Raw genomic sequence first — 14840 nt, forward strand, 5'->3', positions numbered from 1 at the left:
AAGGAAAAAGAGAATGTGGTATTTCGCCTGGGTCTTGGGCCTTCCGCTGGCTGCGATGTTCGCCGTGCTGAACGCCATCTGGCTTGAGATGCGCGAAGATGCGCGACTGACTGAGGAAGACGGCAAAAAGTAAGCCGCGGCCTTTATGAAGTTTAGGGAAACGGGCGTCTTCTGGGCGCCCGTTTTTCATTGCCGGCCCAAGGCGGACCGCGCATCACATGTGTCGTCTTGCGGCCAGATCAACGGCTGTGCTGCCGTTGCCAAGGCAGATATGCCCACCGGATTATCAACTGGACTACACCTTTCTCGCCGATTGGGCCGAGGTGCCTGAAGAGCTGGTGATGAATTGCATCGGACCAGCCAGAGCGCACCAATACGACAACTATATGTTGTGGATATGGGGCGGAAGGCACAAGATACGTGTCTGTCCAGGTTGCCTATGTTGCACGTGGAACACTTGGTGTCAGCCGGCGTCCCGGGGATGGGTGATCCCCTCCATCACCGTCACGGGCGGCAATGAAACAATCTTTTGTGGCATCGCGGGATAGCGGCTGAACACAAGTGGTTCGTTTCACAAGATGCAAGTATGATGATCAAATATAACTGTTATGATGTCCTTTGAGACATAATGTTTCTCTTGTCGATTGGCAGGTGCGGGCAGACCGGCTGGCATGTCGAAGAACCGCAGGATTTTGTCCCGCATGCCACATGTGGAGCCGCGGCCCGACCCGGGGAAGAGGAGCCCCGTCCGGGACCGCGTGAGGGGAGGGGAAATTGGACATCTTGCAACTGCTGGTCAGCGGGCTGGCAAATGGCTGCGTGTACGGTCTGATCGCGCTGGGGTTCGTCCTGATCTACAAGGCGACCGAGGCGGTGAATTTTGCCCAAGGCGATTTGATGATGCTGGGGGCCTTCGTCACGCTGGGCCTGAGCAATGCGGAGTATGTCGGCCTGCCGTTCTGGTTGGCGGCGCCCTTGGCCATCGCGATCATGGCCGGGGTGGGCTACTTGCTGGACCTGCTGATCCTGCGCCACATCTTCGGGCAGAACCAGACAGCGGTGGTGATCCTGACGATCGCCTTGGGTTTCGTGTTGCGCTTTGTCGCCGGGGCCATCTGGGGGCACGAGCCGCAGACTCTGCAAAGCCCGCTGGCGATGGGGGACATCCGGCTGGGCGGCGTGGTGCTGGGGATGGCGGATGTGGCGGTGATCGTGGTCACCGTGCTGCTGACCATCTGTCTGTATCAGTTCTTCCAGCGCACCAAGCTGGGGCTGGCGATGCAGGCGGCGTCGCAGAACCAGATGGCGGCCTATTACATGGGGATCCCGGTGAAGCGGGTGCAGGGGCTGATCTGGGGGCTCTCGGGCGCGGTGGCCGCCGTGGCGGGTATCCTCTTCGCGTCAAAAGGTGCAATCGATCCTAACGCAGGGCTTTTGGGCATAAAGGCCTTTGCCGCGGCGGTGATTGGCGGTTTCGGCTCGCTTCCCGGGGCGCTGGTCGGCGGGCTGATCGTCGGGGTGATCGAACCCTTCGCCTCGCGTTACCTCGCCGCCGGTTATTCGCAGATCGCGCCCTATGCACTGCTGCTCTTCGTTCTGGTGTTCCGCCCGCACGGCCTGTTCAGCCAGGTCCGCGTCAAGAAGGTCTGACCCATGCGTATCCACTTTAAGACCTCCTATGACCACGACATCCGGTTGTTCCCGGATTGGTGGAGCTTTTCGATATATGCCGCGCTGGTGATCGTCGCGGTGATCCTGCCCTGGCTTCTTGGCGATTTCTTTCTGGGCGAGGTCACCAATGTGCTGATCTGGGCCATTGCCGGGCTTGGCCTGATGCTGCTGACCGGCCAGACCGGGCAGGCAAGCCTGGGGCACGCGGCCTTTCTGGCGGTGGGCTGTTATTCCTGCATCATCCTGATGGAACACGGCTGGCCCTTCCTGCTGGCCTTTCCGGCGGCGGGTATCATCACCGGGCTGTTCGGCACGCTTTTCGCCATTCCGGCGGTGCGGCTGCATGGCATCTATCTGGCGATCGCCACCATTGCCCTGTCTGTGCTGGCTGACGATATCATCGTGCTGCTCGATCCCTGGACCGATGGGGTCAGCGGCAAGTTCGCCCCGGTGATCGACATCTTCGGGCTGGAAATCGAACGTTGGAGCACGCCGGCGCGGTTCTATTGGCTGGTGCTGGCGGTGACGATCCTGTGCACGCTGGCCTATCGCAACCTGCTGCGCGCGCCCCTGGGCCGCGCCTTTGCCGCAGTGCGCGATTCCGAGGTTTCGGCGACCGCCATGGGCGTGCATATCGCCCTTACCAAGGCGGCGGCCTTTGGCCTGTCCTGCGCGATCACCGGCTTGGCCGGGGCACTGATGGGGTTTTTCGCTGGCGCCTTCAATAACGAGACATTCTCGATCACCATTTCCATCAACCTGCTGATGATGATCGTCATCGGCGGCCTGGGGTCGATCCACGGGGCGTTTTTCGGCGCCATCGTCATCGCCTTTTTGCCGCAGGTCCTGTCGATGGTGACCGATACGCTGGGCGGCGGTATTGCCATTCCGGGGCTGGAGATGGGGGTGTTCGGCGCGATCCTGATCCTCTTCATCCTGTTCGAACCGATGGGCATCTATGGCCGCTGGCTGAAGATTCGCACCTGGCTCGAGCTTTTCCCCTTCGCGCGCAAGGACATGTTCCGCCGACAGAAATCCTATCTGAAGACGGAGCGGCTGAGATGAGTCTTCTTGAGATCGACCGCGCCACCTTGAAATTCGGCGGGGTGACCGCCGTGAACGACCTGAGCTTTTCGGTCGAGGAAGGCGAGGTTTACGCCATCGTCGGCCCCAACGGGGCGGGGAAATCCACCGTCTTCAACCTGATCTCGCGGTTCTACGAACCCTATTCGGGTCGCATCAGCTTTGCCGGGGAAAACCTGCTGGACCGGCGCGCCGATGCGGTGGCCGATCTGGGCATCGCCCGGACCTTCCAGAATATCGAGCTTTTCGATCACGCCACCGTCCTGCAAAATCTGCTGGTCGGCCGCCATCGGCACCGCCGTACCTCCATGATCGAGGAGCTGCTGTTCACCCCCCGCGTCCGGCGGGAGGAGCGGCGCCATCGCGAGGTGGTGGAGGAGGTGATAGATTTCCTCGATCTCCAACCCTATCGCGACAAGATGATCGCCGGCCTGCCTTACGGCGTGCGCAAGGTGGTGGAACTGGGCCGGGCGCTGGCCTCGGGGCCCCGGCTGTTACTGTTGGACGAACCCGCCTCGGGTCTGTCGGTCGAGGAGACGCAGGACATGCGTTGGTGGATCGACGATATCCGCAAGCAGATGGGCGTCACCGTGTTGATGGTGGAACACGACATGGGGCTGGTCGCGGGCGTGTCCGACCGGGTGCTGGCGCTGGCCGACGGTGCCAAGCTGGCCGAGGGCACACCGGTCGAGGTGCAGAGCGATCCGGCGGTGATCGCCGCCTATCTGGGCGCCCCAGCGGATGGGGGGGTGGCCTGATGGGAAAAACCATTTTGGAGATCAAGAACCTCGAAAGCTTCTATGGCCCGATCATGGCGATCCGGGGCGTCAGCCTGAAGGTGGAAGAAGGCAAGGTCGTTACTGTTCTTGGGGCGAACGGTGCCGGCAAATCGACCCTGATGAAGACGATTTCGGGTATCATGGACCCGGAAAAGGGCCAGATCCTGTTCGACGGGGAAGAGATTCAGGGCCGCGAACCCCATGCCATCGTGCGCCGCGGCATCGTGCATGTCCCCGAGGGGCGCGAGGTCTTTCCGCTGCTGAGCGTGGACGAGAATCTGAGCCTGGGCGCCTATTCGCGCCACGACCGGGCCGAGATTGCGCGAGATCGCGACATGGTCTTCGATTATTTCCCGATCTTGGCCGAGCGCCGCAATCAGGAGGCCGGAACCCTGTCCGGCGGGCAGCAACAGATGCTGGCGATCGGGCGCGGGCTGATGCTGCGCCCAAAGATCATGCTGCTGGATGAACCGAGCCTCGGCCTCTCTCCTCTGCTGGTGCAGGAGATCTTCGCCATTCTCAAACGGGTGAACCGCGACGAGGGGGTGACGATGATGCTGGTCGAACAGAACGCCCGCGTGGCGCTCGATCTGGCGGATTTCGGCTATGTGATGGAGATCGGCCGCATCGTGATGGAAGGCACGGCAGATCGCCTGATGCAGAGCGAGGATATCAAATCCTTCTATCTCGGGCATCAGGAGGAAGGGCAGCGCGGTGAACGCCGCTGGAAACGCAAGAAGACCTGGAGGTAGGCCGATGAATGCGCAGGCGCCCAATATGACAGATGTTCGCGGCGTTCAGGTCAACGCCCGCCCAGGCAGCAGGCCGGCGCTGGTGGATGGCTGCGATACGATGGTGAAGCTGTTCGCCAAACGCTGCGCCGAACTGGGCGACCGGGTGGCACATCGCGAAAAGGATCTGGGGATCTGGCAGTCCTATTCCTGGCACGATTATTGGACCCATGCCAAATGGCTGGGCCTTGGTCTGCGCGCATTGGGGCTGCGGCGGGGAGAGGTCGTTTCGATCCTCAGCGAAGACCGCAAGGAATGGCTCTATGCCGATCTGGGCATCCAGGGGGTGGGCGGGATTTCCTCGGGAGTCTATACCACCGATTCCGCCGCGCAGCTCGAATACCTGCTGCGCGATTCCGACAGCCGGTTTCTGTTCGTCGAGGATGACGAACAGCTCGACAAGTTCCTCGAGATCGAACATCTCGCGCCGCAGGTGCTGAAGGTCATCATCCTCGAGAAAGAGGGGCTGCACGACCTGCGTCACGAAAAATGCGTCTTCATCGACGAGCTCTATGAGACCGGCCGCGCCTTCGAGGCCGAGAACCACGGGTTTTTCGAGGCGGAGATCAGCAAGGCCCGGCCCGAGGATGTGGCGCTGCTGATCTATACCTCGGGCACCACGGGGGCGCCCAAGGGGGCGATGCTGACGCAGGAGAATATCGTCGCCGCGATGATTTCCGGCATGCACGCGCTGCCGGCCTATCCCGAGGATGAACAGCTCTGCTTTCTGCCGCTGTGTCATATCCTCGAACGCGATGTGTCGATCTATTTCCCGCTGGCTGCGCGGTCGACAGTCAATTTCGCCGAAAGCGTCGAGACAGTCTTCGACAACCTGCAAGAGGTGTCGCCGGCGCATTTCACCGCCGTGCCGCGGGTCTGGGAAAAAATCTATTCCAAGGTGCGGGTGCTGACGCAGGAGTCGACCGCCATCGGCCAATGGGCCTTTGGGCGGGCGCAGAAGGCGGGGGCGGCGCGGGCCGAGTATCTGATCGCCGGTAAGCGGGCACCGGCGCCGGTCTCGGCACGCTATGCGGTCTGGGATTTTCTGGTGCTCAGAAACCTGCGGCGGATGCTCGGGCTCGACAAGATGCGCCGCTGCACCACAGGGGCGGCGCCGATCTCTCCCGAACTGCTGAAATGGTATTGGTCGATCGGTGTGCGGCTGATCGAAGGCTATGGGATGACCGAAAACACCGGCATGGCTACGATCAACGCGCCCGAGACCAACCGTGTCGGCACCGTGGGCCAGCCCGTACCGGGCGTGCAGGTGCGCATCGCTCCGGATGGCGAGATTCAGACCCTGAGTCTCAGCAATTTTCCGGGCTATTGGCGCAATAGTGAAAAGACGGCCGAGACCTTTACCGAGGATGGTTGGCTCAGGACAGGCGATATCGGCAGTCTGGACGCGGATGGCTATCTGCGGATCACCGGGCGGTTGAAGGACATCATCATCACCGCGGGCGGCAAGAACATCACACCGTCGGAAATCGAAAGCCGGCTGAAGTTCAGCCACTATATTTCGGATGCGGTGGTGATCGGCGACCGGCGCAAGTTCCTGACCTGCCTGATCATGATCGACCAGGAGAATGTCGAGAAATTCGCCCAGGACACCAAGGTGCCGTTCAGTGATTTCGCCTCGCTCTGCGCCGCCGAAGAGGTGGTCTCTCTGATCCGGGCCGAGGTGGAGGCGGTGAACGGGGAATTCGCCCGGGTCGAGCAGATCAAGGATTTCCGTCTGATCAATATCCTGCTGACAGCCGAGGACGAGGAACTGACCGCAACCATGAAGCTCAAGCGCAGTTTCGTGGAGAAGAAACACATGGCGCTGATCGAGGAGATGTACTGAGCTAGTCTGATCTTGCCGGCCGGAAGGAGGAGCCGCGCCGGCGCAACGGGAGGAACGACAATGAAGAGACTGACCAAGGCCCTTGCTGCCATGGCCATCGCCGCCGGGCTGTCCGGCATGGCGCAGGCCGCCACCCAGGGGGTGAGCGATGACGAGGTCGTCATCGGTTCCGTCAACGACCTGAGCGGGGTCTTCGCCGCCATCGGCGTGCCGGCGGTGAACGGGGCGCAAATGCGGTTTGACGAGATCAACGCGCAGGGCGGCGTTCATGGCCGCAAGATCCGTTTCGTGGTCGAGGACAACGGCTATCAGATCCCACGGGCGATGCAGGGCTACAACAAGCTGCTCAATCGCGACAAGGTCTTTGCCATGCTGTTGTCGATGGGCACGCCGATGAACCTGGCCGGGTTCAAGCTGCTCGATCCCAAGGGCATCCCGAACGTCAGCCCGCTGTCGGCTGCGCGTGAAATGCTGAAAGAGCCGATGCACAACAAGTTCACCGGTTTTTCCAGTTATTGGGATCAGGTGCAGATCGGGGTGGAGTATCTGGCCAAGGAAAAGCAGGCGACCAATATTTGCACCATGTATCTGCCCACCGATTTCGGTGAGGAAATCGCCAACAGCGCTAAGGACGTCACGGCCCGGTTGGGGCTGACCTTTGCGGGGGAGACCACCCATAAACCCGATGAGCTGGATTTCGTCGGCTCCCTGACCAAGCTGAAGGCCGAAGGGTGTCAGGTGATCGTCATGGCGCTGGGCGTGCGGCAGGCAATCACCGTGGTCGGCACTGCCAAGAAACTGGGCTGGAACGACGTGACCTTCATGAACACCTCGGCCGGGTTCTTGTCGGTGGTGGCCGCCGTGCCCGGCGGGGTGACGGAAGGGCTTTATGCATCCTCCGGTTGGGTCGATATGAAAGCACGCGCCGATCAGCCTGAGGTCGCCAAGTTCATCAATGACTACAAGGCGAAATACGATCAGGACCCGGGTGGCTTCGCGTTGTTGGGCTATGCGGCGGCGGATACGCTGGTGCGTGCGCTTCAGGCCGCTGGCCCCGAGCTGACACAGGACAGTTTCATCGCCGGGATCGAGTCTCTGGATTATTATGATCCGCTCTCGGACATGCAGGTGAGCTATGGTCCTGACGATCACCAGGGCGTCAACGATGTGGTGATTTCCATCGTCGAAAATGGCCAGTGGAAGGTGCTCGACCGGCGCTGAGCGCCTTTTGCCATCAGGCAATGTTGAACCGATGCGCGGTGGCGCATCGGTTCCTTTGGCTGCCGCCATGCCGCAACTACACGCCCAAAAAAATGCTAGTTACAAAAATCCTGATTTGCACAGCGTTCCTGTTACATTAAACAGGTCACTCAGTCGTACGCGCTGCCGAAGGGAAGAGGAATGCGGCGGGCTCCGTCAGCAGGTGGTCGCGAACGGTGGAATTGGCATTTCGTTGCCATGACTGGTCAAAGGGAGGACTCACATGACCAATCGGAGAACTGTGCTGCGCGCGGTGGGCGGGGCGGCCCTGGCTGCCTTGACCTCTGGAGTGCTGGCGACCTCGGCGCTGGCGCAGGAGGTTACGCTGAAGCTGCATCAATTCCTGCCGGCTCAGGCCAATGTGCCCAAGCTGGTTCTGGATGTCTGGGCCGATAACATCGAAAAGGATTCCGGCGGGCGGATCAAGATCGACCGCTATCCTTCGATGCAGCTTGGTGGCAAACCGCCAGAGCTGATGGATCAGGCGATCGACGGGGTCGCCGATGTGGTCTGGACCGTGGTCGGATATACGCCGGGCCGCTTTCCCTCGACCGAAGTGTTCGAACTGCCCTTCATGATGACCAACGCGCGTGCCACTACGCGCGCCTATTACGAGATGTTCGAAGAGCATATGAAGGACACCGAATTCAAGGATGTCCATATCCTGGCTGCCTGGGTGCATGGCCCCGGGGTGATCCACAGTGCCGATCCGATCGAACATCCCTCGGATATGCGGGGGATGAAAATCCGCGGTGGCTCGCGTCAGGTCAATACGCTTCTGACCCAGCTCGGCGCTACCCCGGTCGGCATGCCGGTGCCCGCGATCCCCGAAGCGCTGAGCAAGGGCGTGATCGACGGCACCACCATTCCCTGGGAAGTGACCCAATCGCTCAAGGTGCCGGAACTGGTCGAGAACCACACCGAATTCGCCGGCGCCGCGCTTTATACAGTGACCTTCGTCATGGCGATGAACAAAGAGAAATACGAAAGCCTGCCGGATGACCTGAAAAAGGTGATCGACGACAACTCAGGGCTGGAATTCTCGATCTTCGCCGGCGGCACCCAGGCCGATGCCGATCTTCCTGCGCGCGAGATTGCCATGGAGATGGGGAACACGATCATCACGATGACCCCGGAGCAGACCGAGGAATGGCGCAAGGCGGCCCAGCCGGTCTATGATCAGTGGCTGGCGGACATGCAGTCCAAGGGCATCGACGGTCAGGCGTTGCTGGACGAGGCGCATGCGCTGATCGCGAAATACACCCCGATGTATTCGAACTGATCGCCTGAGCGATCGGACCCGGGCCGCGGCGGCGCTTGGCGCCGCGGTCTCGTCTTCGGAGGTGAGAACCAATGCAAAACATGATGAGGAGACTGGCCCGCCTGATGGCAGTGGCCGGCGGGCTGGTGCTGAGCGCGCTGATCGTGATGACCTGCCTGTCGATTATCGGGCGCCGGCTGGGGATCGGCCCGATCACCGGGGATTTCGAACTGGTCGAAGCCGGCGTGGCCTTTGCCATTTTCGCCTTTCTGCCGCTGTGCCAGATCACCGCCGGACATGCGTCGGTGGATGTGCTGACCAATCTGTTCCCGGCGCGGGTGAACCGGTTCCTGCGGATGGTGACCGAGGCGATCTTTGCCGCCGTTCTGGTGCTGATCGCCTGGAAACTGTTCGACGGGATGCTGGCGAAAAAGCAGCATAACGAAACCTCCTTCCTGCTGCAGTTCCCGCTCTGGTGGGCCTATGCGGCCAGTCTGTTGGGCGCGGTGGTCGCGGCCGTGGTGGGGATCTACATGGCTGGCGTCAGGATTTCGGAATGCTTGACCGGCCGCATTCAAATCTGGGACGGGGTCGAGACCGGCCACCCGATGGAGGCTGAACAATGAGCGCACTTGATGTCGGGATTGCCTCCTTTCCGGTGTTGATGGTCCTGATCTTTCTGCGGGTTCCGATCGGGCTGGCGATGTTCGTGACCGGCCTGGGTGGGCTGGTGATCGTCACCGGCGACACCACCGTCGCTTTCGCCCGGTTGAAAAGCGAAACCTATACCACCTTCTCCAGTTATTCGCTGACCATCGTGCCGATGTTTCTGTTGATGGGCCATTTCGCCACCCTGGGCGGCATGTCCTCGGCGTTGTTCAAGGCGGCGGAAAGCTGGCTGGGCCACCGCAAGGGCGGCGTCGCCATGGCGGCGATCGGCGCCTGTGCCGGTTTCGGCGCGATCTGTGGGTCGTCCCTGGCCACCGCAGCCACCATGGGCCGCGTCGCTCTGCCCGAGCTCAAGCGCTATGGGTATGATGGTGGTTTCTCGACTGCGACGCTGGCTGCGGGGGGGACGTTGGGCATCCTGATCCCACCCTCGGTGGTCCTGGTGATCTATGCCATCCTGACCGAACAGAATATCGCCAAGCTGTTTCTCGCGGCCTTCGTCCCAGGGCTGCTGGCGGCGCTTTGCTATGTCATCGCAATTTCGGTCTATGTGCGGCTCTATCCCAAATCCGCCGGGGTGCGGGCGCGGGTGCCTTATGGCAAACGCTTCCTGGCGCTGCTCAAGGTCTGGCCGGTGCTGCTGGTCTTCGGGCTGGTGGTGGGCGGCATCTACCTGGGCTGGTTCACCCCGACCGAGGGCGCTGCCGTGGGGGCCGCCGGCACCGGGCTGATCGCCCTGCTGAACGGCGGGCTCAACCGGGTCACTCTGGTCGACAGCTTCTATGTCACCGCGCGCTCGACCGCGATGATCTTCTTCATCGTTCTGGGGGCCGGGTTCTATAACGGCTTTCTGGCGCTGACGCAGGTGCCGCAGGAACTGTCTAACTATGTCGTCAGCCAGGGTTTCAGCCCCTGGGTGGTTCTGGCGCTGATCCTGGTCTTCTATCTGGTCTTCGGCTGCCTGATGGACAGTTTGTCGATGATCTTGCTGACCATCCCGATCTTCTATCCGGTGATCAGCGCGATGGATTTCGACCTGGTGCATCTGGCCGATCTGCAGGCCAGCGCGGCTATGGAGGTGCTTAAACACGGTGTGCCGGACGGCATGGGCGCGGATATGCTCGCCTCGATCAAGAGCGCCATCGCCGCGGGGGCGGAACTGACCCGCGATCAGATGAAGGCTCTGGATATCCGCGTGAGCCGGGCCATGGCCAATCGGATCGAGACCGAACATGTCGCCATCTGGTTCGGCATTCTGGTGCTGATCGTGGTCGAGGTCGGCCTGATCACCCCGCCGGTGGGCATGAACCTGTTCATCATCAACGCGATGGATCGCAAGACGCGGATGGTCGACACTTATAAGGCGGTGATGTTCTTCGTCACCTCGGACATCCTGCGGGTGATCCTGCTGGTGGCCTTCCCCTCGATCACCCTGTTCCTGCTGCGCTAGCGGCGGGAGCCTTGGACAACTTCAGGCCCGGTCCCCCAGGTGGGGGCCGGGTCTTCTGCTGCCGGGGCAGGGGGATCAGATCGGCTGACCGCGCAACAGGCGGGGCAGATCGCCGGTCAGACCGGCTGCCTCGCGGATGAAGGTGCGGCGCAGGGGCGGCAGGGCATTGACCAGCCCCAGCCCCAGATCGCGGCCCATTCGCAGGATCGGGTTGTCGTTCGAGAAAAGCTTGTTGAATGCGTCCGTCGCCAGCGCCAGCGTCGCGGTGTCGAACCGGCGCCATTGCTGATATTGCTCCATCACGTCGCCGGCGCCGATGTCCTGGCCGCGTCGGGCGGCTTCGACCACTACCTCGGCCAGTGCGCCGACATCGCGCAGCCCGGCGTTCAACCCCTGGCCGGCGATCGGATGCATCCCATGCGCCGCGTCGCCCACCAGCGCCAGCCGCTCGGCGATGAAGCTGTTGGCGATTGTCAGGTTCAGCGGATAGCTCCAGCGCGCGCCGGCCAGCTTGATCTCACCCAGGAAACCGCCGAAGCGCGGCCGCAGCGCGGCCAGGTATTCATCTTCGGGCAGGGCGTTGATCGCCGCCGCCATCTCGGTTCGTTCGCTCCAGACGATGGAGCTGCGGTTTCCGGTCAGCGGCAGGATCGCCAGCGGCCCTGGCGGCATGAAGAACTGGTGTGCGATGCCGTGATGCGGTTTTTCGTGTTCGATGGCGCAGACCAGCCCAGTTTGGCCATAGTCCCAGCCGGTGCGCTTGATGCCGGCGCGGCTTGCGGTGCCGCTGGCGCGCCCGTCGCAGCCGACCAGCAGCTTGGCCGACAGCACCTGTCCATCGGCCAGCGTCACGCTGATCTGGCCCGGTTCGACCTCCTGCGCGACGACGGTGCCGGCGATCTGGGTGATGCCGGGGTCTTCGTCCATCGCCTGCAGGAAGGCGGGGCGCAGGTGGCGATCCTCGACCATGAAGCCCATCGGCCCTTCCTCGATCTCGGAATGATCGAAATGCAGGAAGAAGGGCGAGGGGCCTTCACCGGCATGGCCGTCGGTAACCTTGATATCCAGCATCGGCTGCGCTTCGGCCACGATGCGGGGCCAGACGCCGATGCCATCCAGCAGCCGTTTAGACGCCAGCGCCAGCGCATAGGCACGCCCATCAAAACCCGTGTCCTTGCGGGTGCTTTGGGGCATCGCGTCGATGACGGTGACGCGCTGGCCCGCTTGGGCCAGTGCCAAAGCCAGCGCCGGGCCGTTCAGCCCGCCGCCCACGATCAGGATATCGGAATCTGCAGTCATGGCGCGCACTATGCCTCTGGCTTCGGGATTGTCCATGCGTGGAGCTGTCGCTACCGTCACGAAAAAGCAAATCAGCAGGGGAACCGGGATGCAAGACTGGTTGAAGATGACGGCGGCGGATCTGGGGCGCGGTATCGGCATGGGAGAGATCGACCCGGTCGAGCTGACGCAGACCTATCTGGAGGCCATCGCGGCGCATCCGATGCAGGATCGAATCTATGCCCGGCTGACCCCGGAGCGGGCTCTGGCCGAGGCCGGCGCCGCGCGGAACCGCGCCAAGGCGGGGCTGCGGCTGTCGCCGCTCGACGGTGTGCCGGTCAGTTGGAAGGATCTGTTCGATACCGCTGGCATCGGCACCGAGGCGGGTTCGGCGTTGCTGAAGGGGCGGGTGCCTGCGCATGACGCGCTGGTTCTGAAGAACGCGACAGCCATGGGGCTGGTCTGCCTGGGCAAGACGCATATGAGCGAACTGGCCTTCTCCGGTCTCGGGCTGAACCCGATCACCGCCACCTCGCCCAATGTGAATTATCCCAATGGTGCGCCGGGTGGCTCCTCCTCCGGTGCCGCGGCTTCGGTCGCCTTCGGGCTGGCGGCGGCTGGGATCGGGTCGGACACCGGTGGATCTGTGCGCATCCCCTCGGCCTGGAACGATCTGGTCGGGCTCAAGACCACCTCGGGGCGGCTCAGCCTCGAAGGGGTGGTGCCGCTCTGCCTGAAGTTCGATACCGTCGGCCCGCTCGCCCGCAGCGTCGAAGATGCCGCGTTGCTGTTCGCGGCTCTCGACGGCAGTGCCCATGCGCCCGATCTGCGCGGTGCCACGCTGGAGGGCAAGCGTCTTGCGGTGTTGAAGACTGTCGCGCTCGATGATCTGCGCGAGGCGCCGGAACGCGCCTTTTCCGAGGCATTGACCCGGCTCAGCATGGCCGGCGCCGAAATCGTCGAGATCGAGGTGCCCGAACTGGCCGAGGCCTTCACCCTGACACCGGTCCTTTATACCGGTGAAGCCTATGGCCTGTGGCGCGATGTGATCGAGGCCAACCCGGAGGCGATGTTCGCCGAGATCCGCGACAGGTTCCGTGCCGGTGCCAAATTCTCCGCCCCCGATTACGTCGCCGCCTGGTCGCGACTTACCGCGATCCGTCTGGCCTGGGACGAGGCGGTGGCCAGTTTCGATGCCGTGGTTTGCCCGACCTCGCCGATCCTGCCGCCCGATCTGGATCGGCTGGAGGAGGATTCGGATTATTACGTCACCGAAAACCTGCTGGCGCTCCGCAATACCCGGATTGGCAATCTGATGGGGCTCTGTTCGGTCTCGTTGCCGACGGGGACGCCAAGCTGCGGGCTGCAGATCTTGACCCCGCCCGAGACCGAGCCGGCACTGTTGCGGCTTGCGGCGGCGGTTGAGGCAGTGCTGGCCTGATTGCCACATTTGCCCAAGGCTTCATCGGGTTAGTCTGGACGCAAGCGCCACCTTTCTGTAACCTCCCTTGCAAACGGGACGTGAATGATCCCGATCCAGAGGCAGACATCAATGGACTATCCCGAGCGGTTTTCGAACCTGCCGCCCTATGCGTTTCCGCGCCTGCGCGCGCTGCTGGACGATCATGCGTCCGGCGGCGACGTCGTGCATATGACCATCGGGGAACCCAAGCATGCCTTTCCCGAGTGGGTCACGAAGGTGATCGTCGACAACGCGGCGGGCTTTAACAATTATCCGCCGAACGAAGGCACGCCCGAGCTGCGCGGCGCCATCGCCGACTGGGTGGGGCGCCGTTATGGTGTGACGGTCGATCCCGACACCCAGGTCATGACGTTGAACGGCACCCGCGAGGGGCTTTATAACGCTGCCATGGCGCTTTGTCCCGAAGTGAAGAATGGGCAGAAGCCGGCGGTATTGATCCCGAACCCCTTCTATCAGGTCTATATGATCGCGGCGATTTCCGTGGGGGCCGAGCCGGTGTTCCTGCCTGCCACCGCCGCCAGCGGTCATCTGCCCGATTTCTCCGCCCTGTCGGAAGAGGTGCTGAACCGCACCGCCATTGCCTATGTCTGTTCGCCGGCGAACCCGCAGGGGGCGGTGGCGAGCCGGGAGTATTGGGCCGATCTGATCGCCTTGGCCGAGAAATACGATTTCCGCATCTTTGCCGACGAATGCTATTCCGAAATCTATCGTGACACCCCGCCGCCGGGTGCCTTGAGCGTGGCGAAGGAGATGGGCGCCGATCCCGAACGGGTGACGCTGTTCAATTCGTTGTCGAAACGGTCGAACCTGCCCGGGTTGCGCGCGGGTTTCGTTGCCGGCGGGCCGGCCAGCGTGACGCGGATGAAGACGTTGCGAGCCTATTCCGGTGCGCCGATCCCGGGGCCGCTGCAAGCCGCCGCCGCCGCGGTCTGGGCGGATGAGGCGCATGTGATCGAAAACCGCGCGCTTTATCAGGCGAAATACAAGGTCGCGGACGAGGTCTTCGCGGGCGTGCAGGGCTACATGCCGCCCGAGGCGGGGTTTTTCCTCTGGCTGCCGGTCGACGATGGCGAGGAGGCGGCGAAAAAGCTCTGGTGCGAGACCGGGGTCCGGGTGTTGCCCGGTGCCTATCTTGCACGCGAGGCGGACGGCTTTAACCCCGGCAAGGGGTTCATCCGGGTGGCGATGGTCGCCCCCGAAGATCAACTCCGCGAGGCGCTGGGGCGCCTGCGGGATTGCCTCTACGGATAACAAGAAACGAAGCAGAAC

Annotated in this window: 13 protein-coding genes; 12 read left to right on the forward strand and 1 reads right to left on the reverse strand. The window is 62.6% G+C overall.

Going from position 1 to position 14840, the window contains the following annotated elements; all coding sequences use genetic code 11:
- The first annotated feature begins 13 nt into the window (after nucleotides 1–13).
- The 10 genes from cydX to G455_RS0105985 all read left to right on the forward strand — a co-directional run bounded on the left by cydX (nucleotide 14) and on the right by G455_RS0105985 (nucleotide 10810).
- The gene (gene cydX, locus G455_RS23430) at nucleotides 14–133 is read left to right on the forward strand and encodes a cytochrome bd-I oxidase subunit CydX (protein WP_035366228.1); all 120 of its coding nucleotides are present in this window, start codon (nucleotides 14–16) and stop codon (nucleotides 131–133) included.
- 641 nt (nucleotides 134–774) lie between these two features.
- The gene (locus tag G455_RS0105945) at nucleotides 775–1650 is read left to right on the forward strand and encodes a branched-chain amino acid ABC transporter permease (protein WP_028092854.1); all 876 of its coding nucleotides are present in this window, start codon (nucleotides 775–777) and stop codon (nucleotides 1648–1650) included.
- A gap of 3 nt (nucleotides 1651–1653) precedes the next feature.
- Nucleotides 1654–2736 (forward strand): branched-chain amino acid ABC transporter permease, encoded by a 1083-nt coding sequence (locus G455_RS0105950; protein WP_028092855.1) that lies wholly within the window; start codon nucleotides 1654–1656, stop codon nucleotides 2734–2736.
- Complete coding sequence (locus G455_RS0105955) at nucleotides 2733–3512, forward strand: ABC transporter ATP-binding protein (RefSeq protein ID WP_028092856.1); 780 nt, start codon at nucleotides 2733–2735, stop codon at nucleotides 3510–3512. Before G455_RS0105950 ends, G455_RS0105955 begins: the two co-directional genes overlap by 4 nt.
- The gene (locus G455_RS0105960) at nucleotides 3512–4285 is read left to right on the forward strand and encodes an ABC transporter ATP-binding protein (RefSeq protein ID WP_028092857.1); all 774 of its coding nucleotides are present in this window, start codon (nucleotides 3512–3514) and stop codon (nucleotides 4283–4285) included. Before G455_RS0105955 ends, G455_RS0105960 begins: the two co-directional genes overlap by 1 nt.
- 25 nt (nucleotides 4286–4310) lie before the next feature.
- The gene (locus G455_RS0105965; RefSeq protein ID WP_229861718.1) at nucleotides 4311–6170 is read left to right on the forward strand and encodes an AMP-dependent synthetase/ligase; all 1860 of its coding nucleotides are present in this window, start codon (nucleotides 4311–4313) and stop codon (nucleotides 6168–6170) included.
- Nucleotides 6171–6230: 60 nt separating this feature from the next.
- Nucleotides 6231–7391: an ABC transporter substrate-binding protein gene (locus G455_RS0105970; RefSeq protein ID WP_028092859.1), complete on the forward strand. Its 1161-nt coding sequence runs from the start codon at nucleotides 6231–6233 to the stop codon at nucleotides 7389–7391.
- A 262-nt stretch (nucleotides 7392–7653) separates the two neighbouring features.
- On the forward strand, nucleotides 7654–8712 hold the full coding sequence (locus tag G455_RS0105975) for a TRAP transporter substrate-binding protein (protein ID WP_028092860.1): 1059 nt from the start codon (nucleotides 7654–7656) through the stop codon (nucleotides 8710–8712).
- A 71-nt stretch (nucleotides 8713–8783) separates the two neighbouring features.
- A complete protein-coding gene (locus G455_RS0105980) occupies nucleotides 8784–9317 on the forward strand; it encodes a TRAP transporter small permease (RefSeq protein ID WP_028092861.1) in 534 nt (177 codons plus the stop codon).
- The gene (locus tag G455_RS0105985; protein ID WP_028092862.1) at nucleotides 9314–10810 is read left to right on the forward strand and encodes a TRAP transporter large permease; all 1497 of its coding nucleotides are present in this window, start codon (nucleotides 9314–9316) and stop codon (nucleotides 10808–10810) included. The genes G455_RS0105980 and G455_RS0105985 overlap by 4 nt, the downstream gene beginning before the upstream one ends.
- Before the next feature lie 75 nt (nucleotides 10811–10885).
- Here G455_RS0105985 and G455_RS0105990 read toward each other — a convergent pair whose 3' ends face one another.
- On the reverse strand, nucleotides 10886–12145 hold the full coding sequence (locus G455_RS0105990; protein WP_407636237.1) for an FAD-dependent monooxygenase: 1260 nt from the start codon (nucleotides 12143–12145) through the stop codon (nucleotides 10886–10888).
- A 52-nt stretch (nucleotides 12146–12197) separates the two neighbouring features.
- Between G455_RS0105990 and G455_RS0105995 the strand changes: the two genes are divergently transcribed.
- Together G455_RS0105995 and G455_RS0106000 are read left to right on the forward strand one after the other, a co-directional pair.
- Nucleotides 12198–13529, forward strand: coding sequence for an amidase (locus G455_RS0105995; RefSeq protein ID WP_028092864.1), 1332 nt, complete (start codon nucleotides 12198–12200; stop codon nucleotides 13527–13529).
- Nucleotides 13530–13640: 111 nt separating this feature from the next.
- Nucleotides 13641–14822, forward strand: a complete 1182-nt coding sequence (locus G455_RS0106000) for an aminotransferase class I/II-fold pyridoxal phosphate-dependent enzyme (RefSeq protein ID WP_028092865.1) — start codon at nucleotides 13641–13643, stop codon at nucleotides 14820–14822.
- Nucleotides 14823–14840 lie beyond the last annotated feature (18 nt).

The organism is Pseudodonghicola xiamenensis DSM 18339 (assembly GCF_000429365.1).
GTDB lineage: Bacteria > Pseudomonadota > Alphaproteobacteria > Rhodobacterales > Rhodobacteraceae > Pseudodonghicola > Pseudodonghicola xiamenensis.

Coding starts and splice junctions, on each gene's coding strand:
- G455_RS0105955 (WP_028092856.1), top strand. CDS start 2,733: ATGAGTCTTCTTGAGATCGACCGCGCCACCTTGAAATTCGGCGGGGTG.
- G455_RS0105960 (WP_028092857.1), top strand. CDS start 3,512: ATGGGAAAAACCATTTTGGAGATCAAGAACCTCGAAAGCTTCTATGGC.
- G455_RS0106000 (WP_028092865.1), top strand. CDS start 13,641: ATGGACTATCCCGAGCGGTTTTCGAACCTGCCGCCCTATGCGTTTCCG.
- G455_RS0105990 (WP_407636237.1), bottom strand. CDS start 12,145: ATGGACAATCCCGAAGCCAGAGGCATAGTGCGCGCCATGACTGCAGAT.
- G455_RS0105975 (WP_028092860.1), top strand. CDS start 7,654: ATGACCAATCGGAGAACTGTGCTGCGCGCGGTGGGCGGGGCGGCCCTG.
- G455_RS0105950 (WP_028092855.1), top strand. CDS start 1,654: ATGCGTATCCACTTTAAGACCTCCTATGACCACGACATCCGGTTGTTC.
- G455_RS0105970 (WP_028092859.1), top strand. CDS start 6,231: ATGAAGAGACTGACCAAGGCCCTTGCTGCCATGGCCATCGCCGCCGGG.
- G455_RS0105980 (WP_028092861.1), top strand. CDS start 8,784: ATGCAAAACATGATGAGGAGACTGGCCCGCCTGATGGCAGTGGCCGGC.
- G455_RS0105995 (WP_028092864.1), top strand. CDS start 12,198: ATGCAAGACTGGTTGAAGATGACGGCGGCGGATCTGGGGCGCGGTATC.
- G455_RS0105985 (WP_028092862.1), top strand. CDS start 9,314: ATGAGCGCACTTGATGTCGGGATTGCCTCCTTTCCGGTGTTGATGGTC.
- cydX (WP_035366228.1), top strand. CDS start 14: ATGTGGTATTTCGCCTGGGTCTTGGGCCTTCCGCTGGCTGCGATGTTC.
- G455_RS0105965 (WP_229861718.1), top strand. CDS start 4,311: ATGACAGATGTTCGCGGCGTTCAGGTCAACGCCCGCCCAGGCAGCAGG.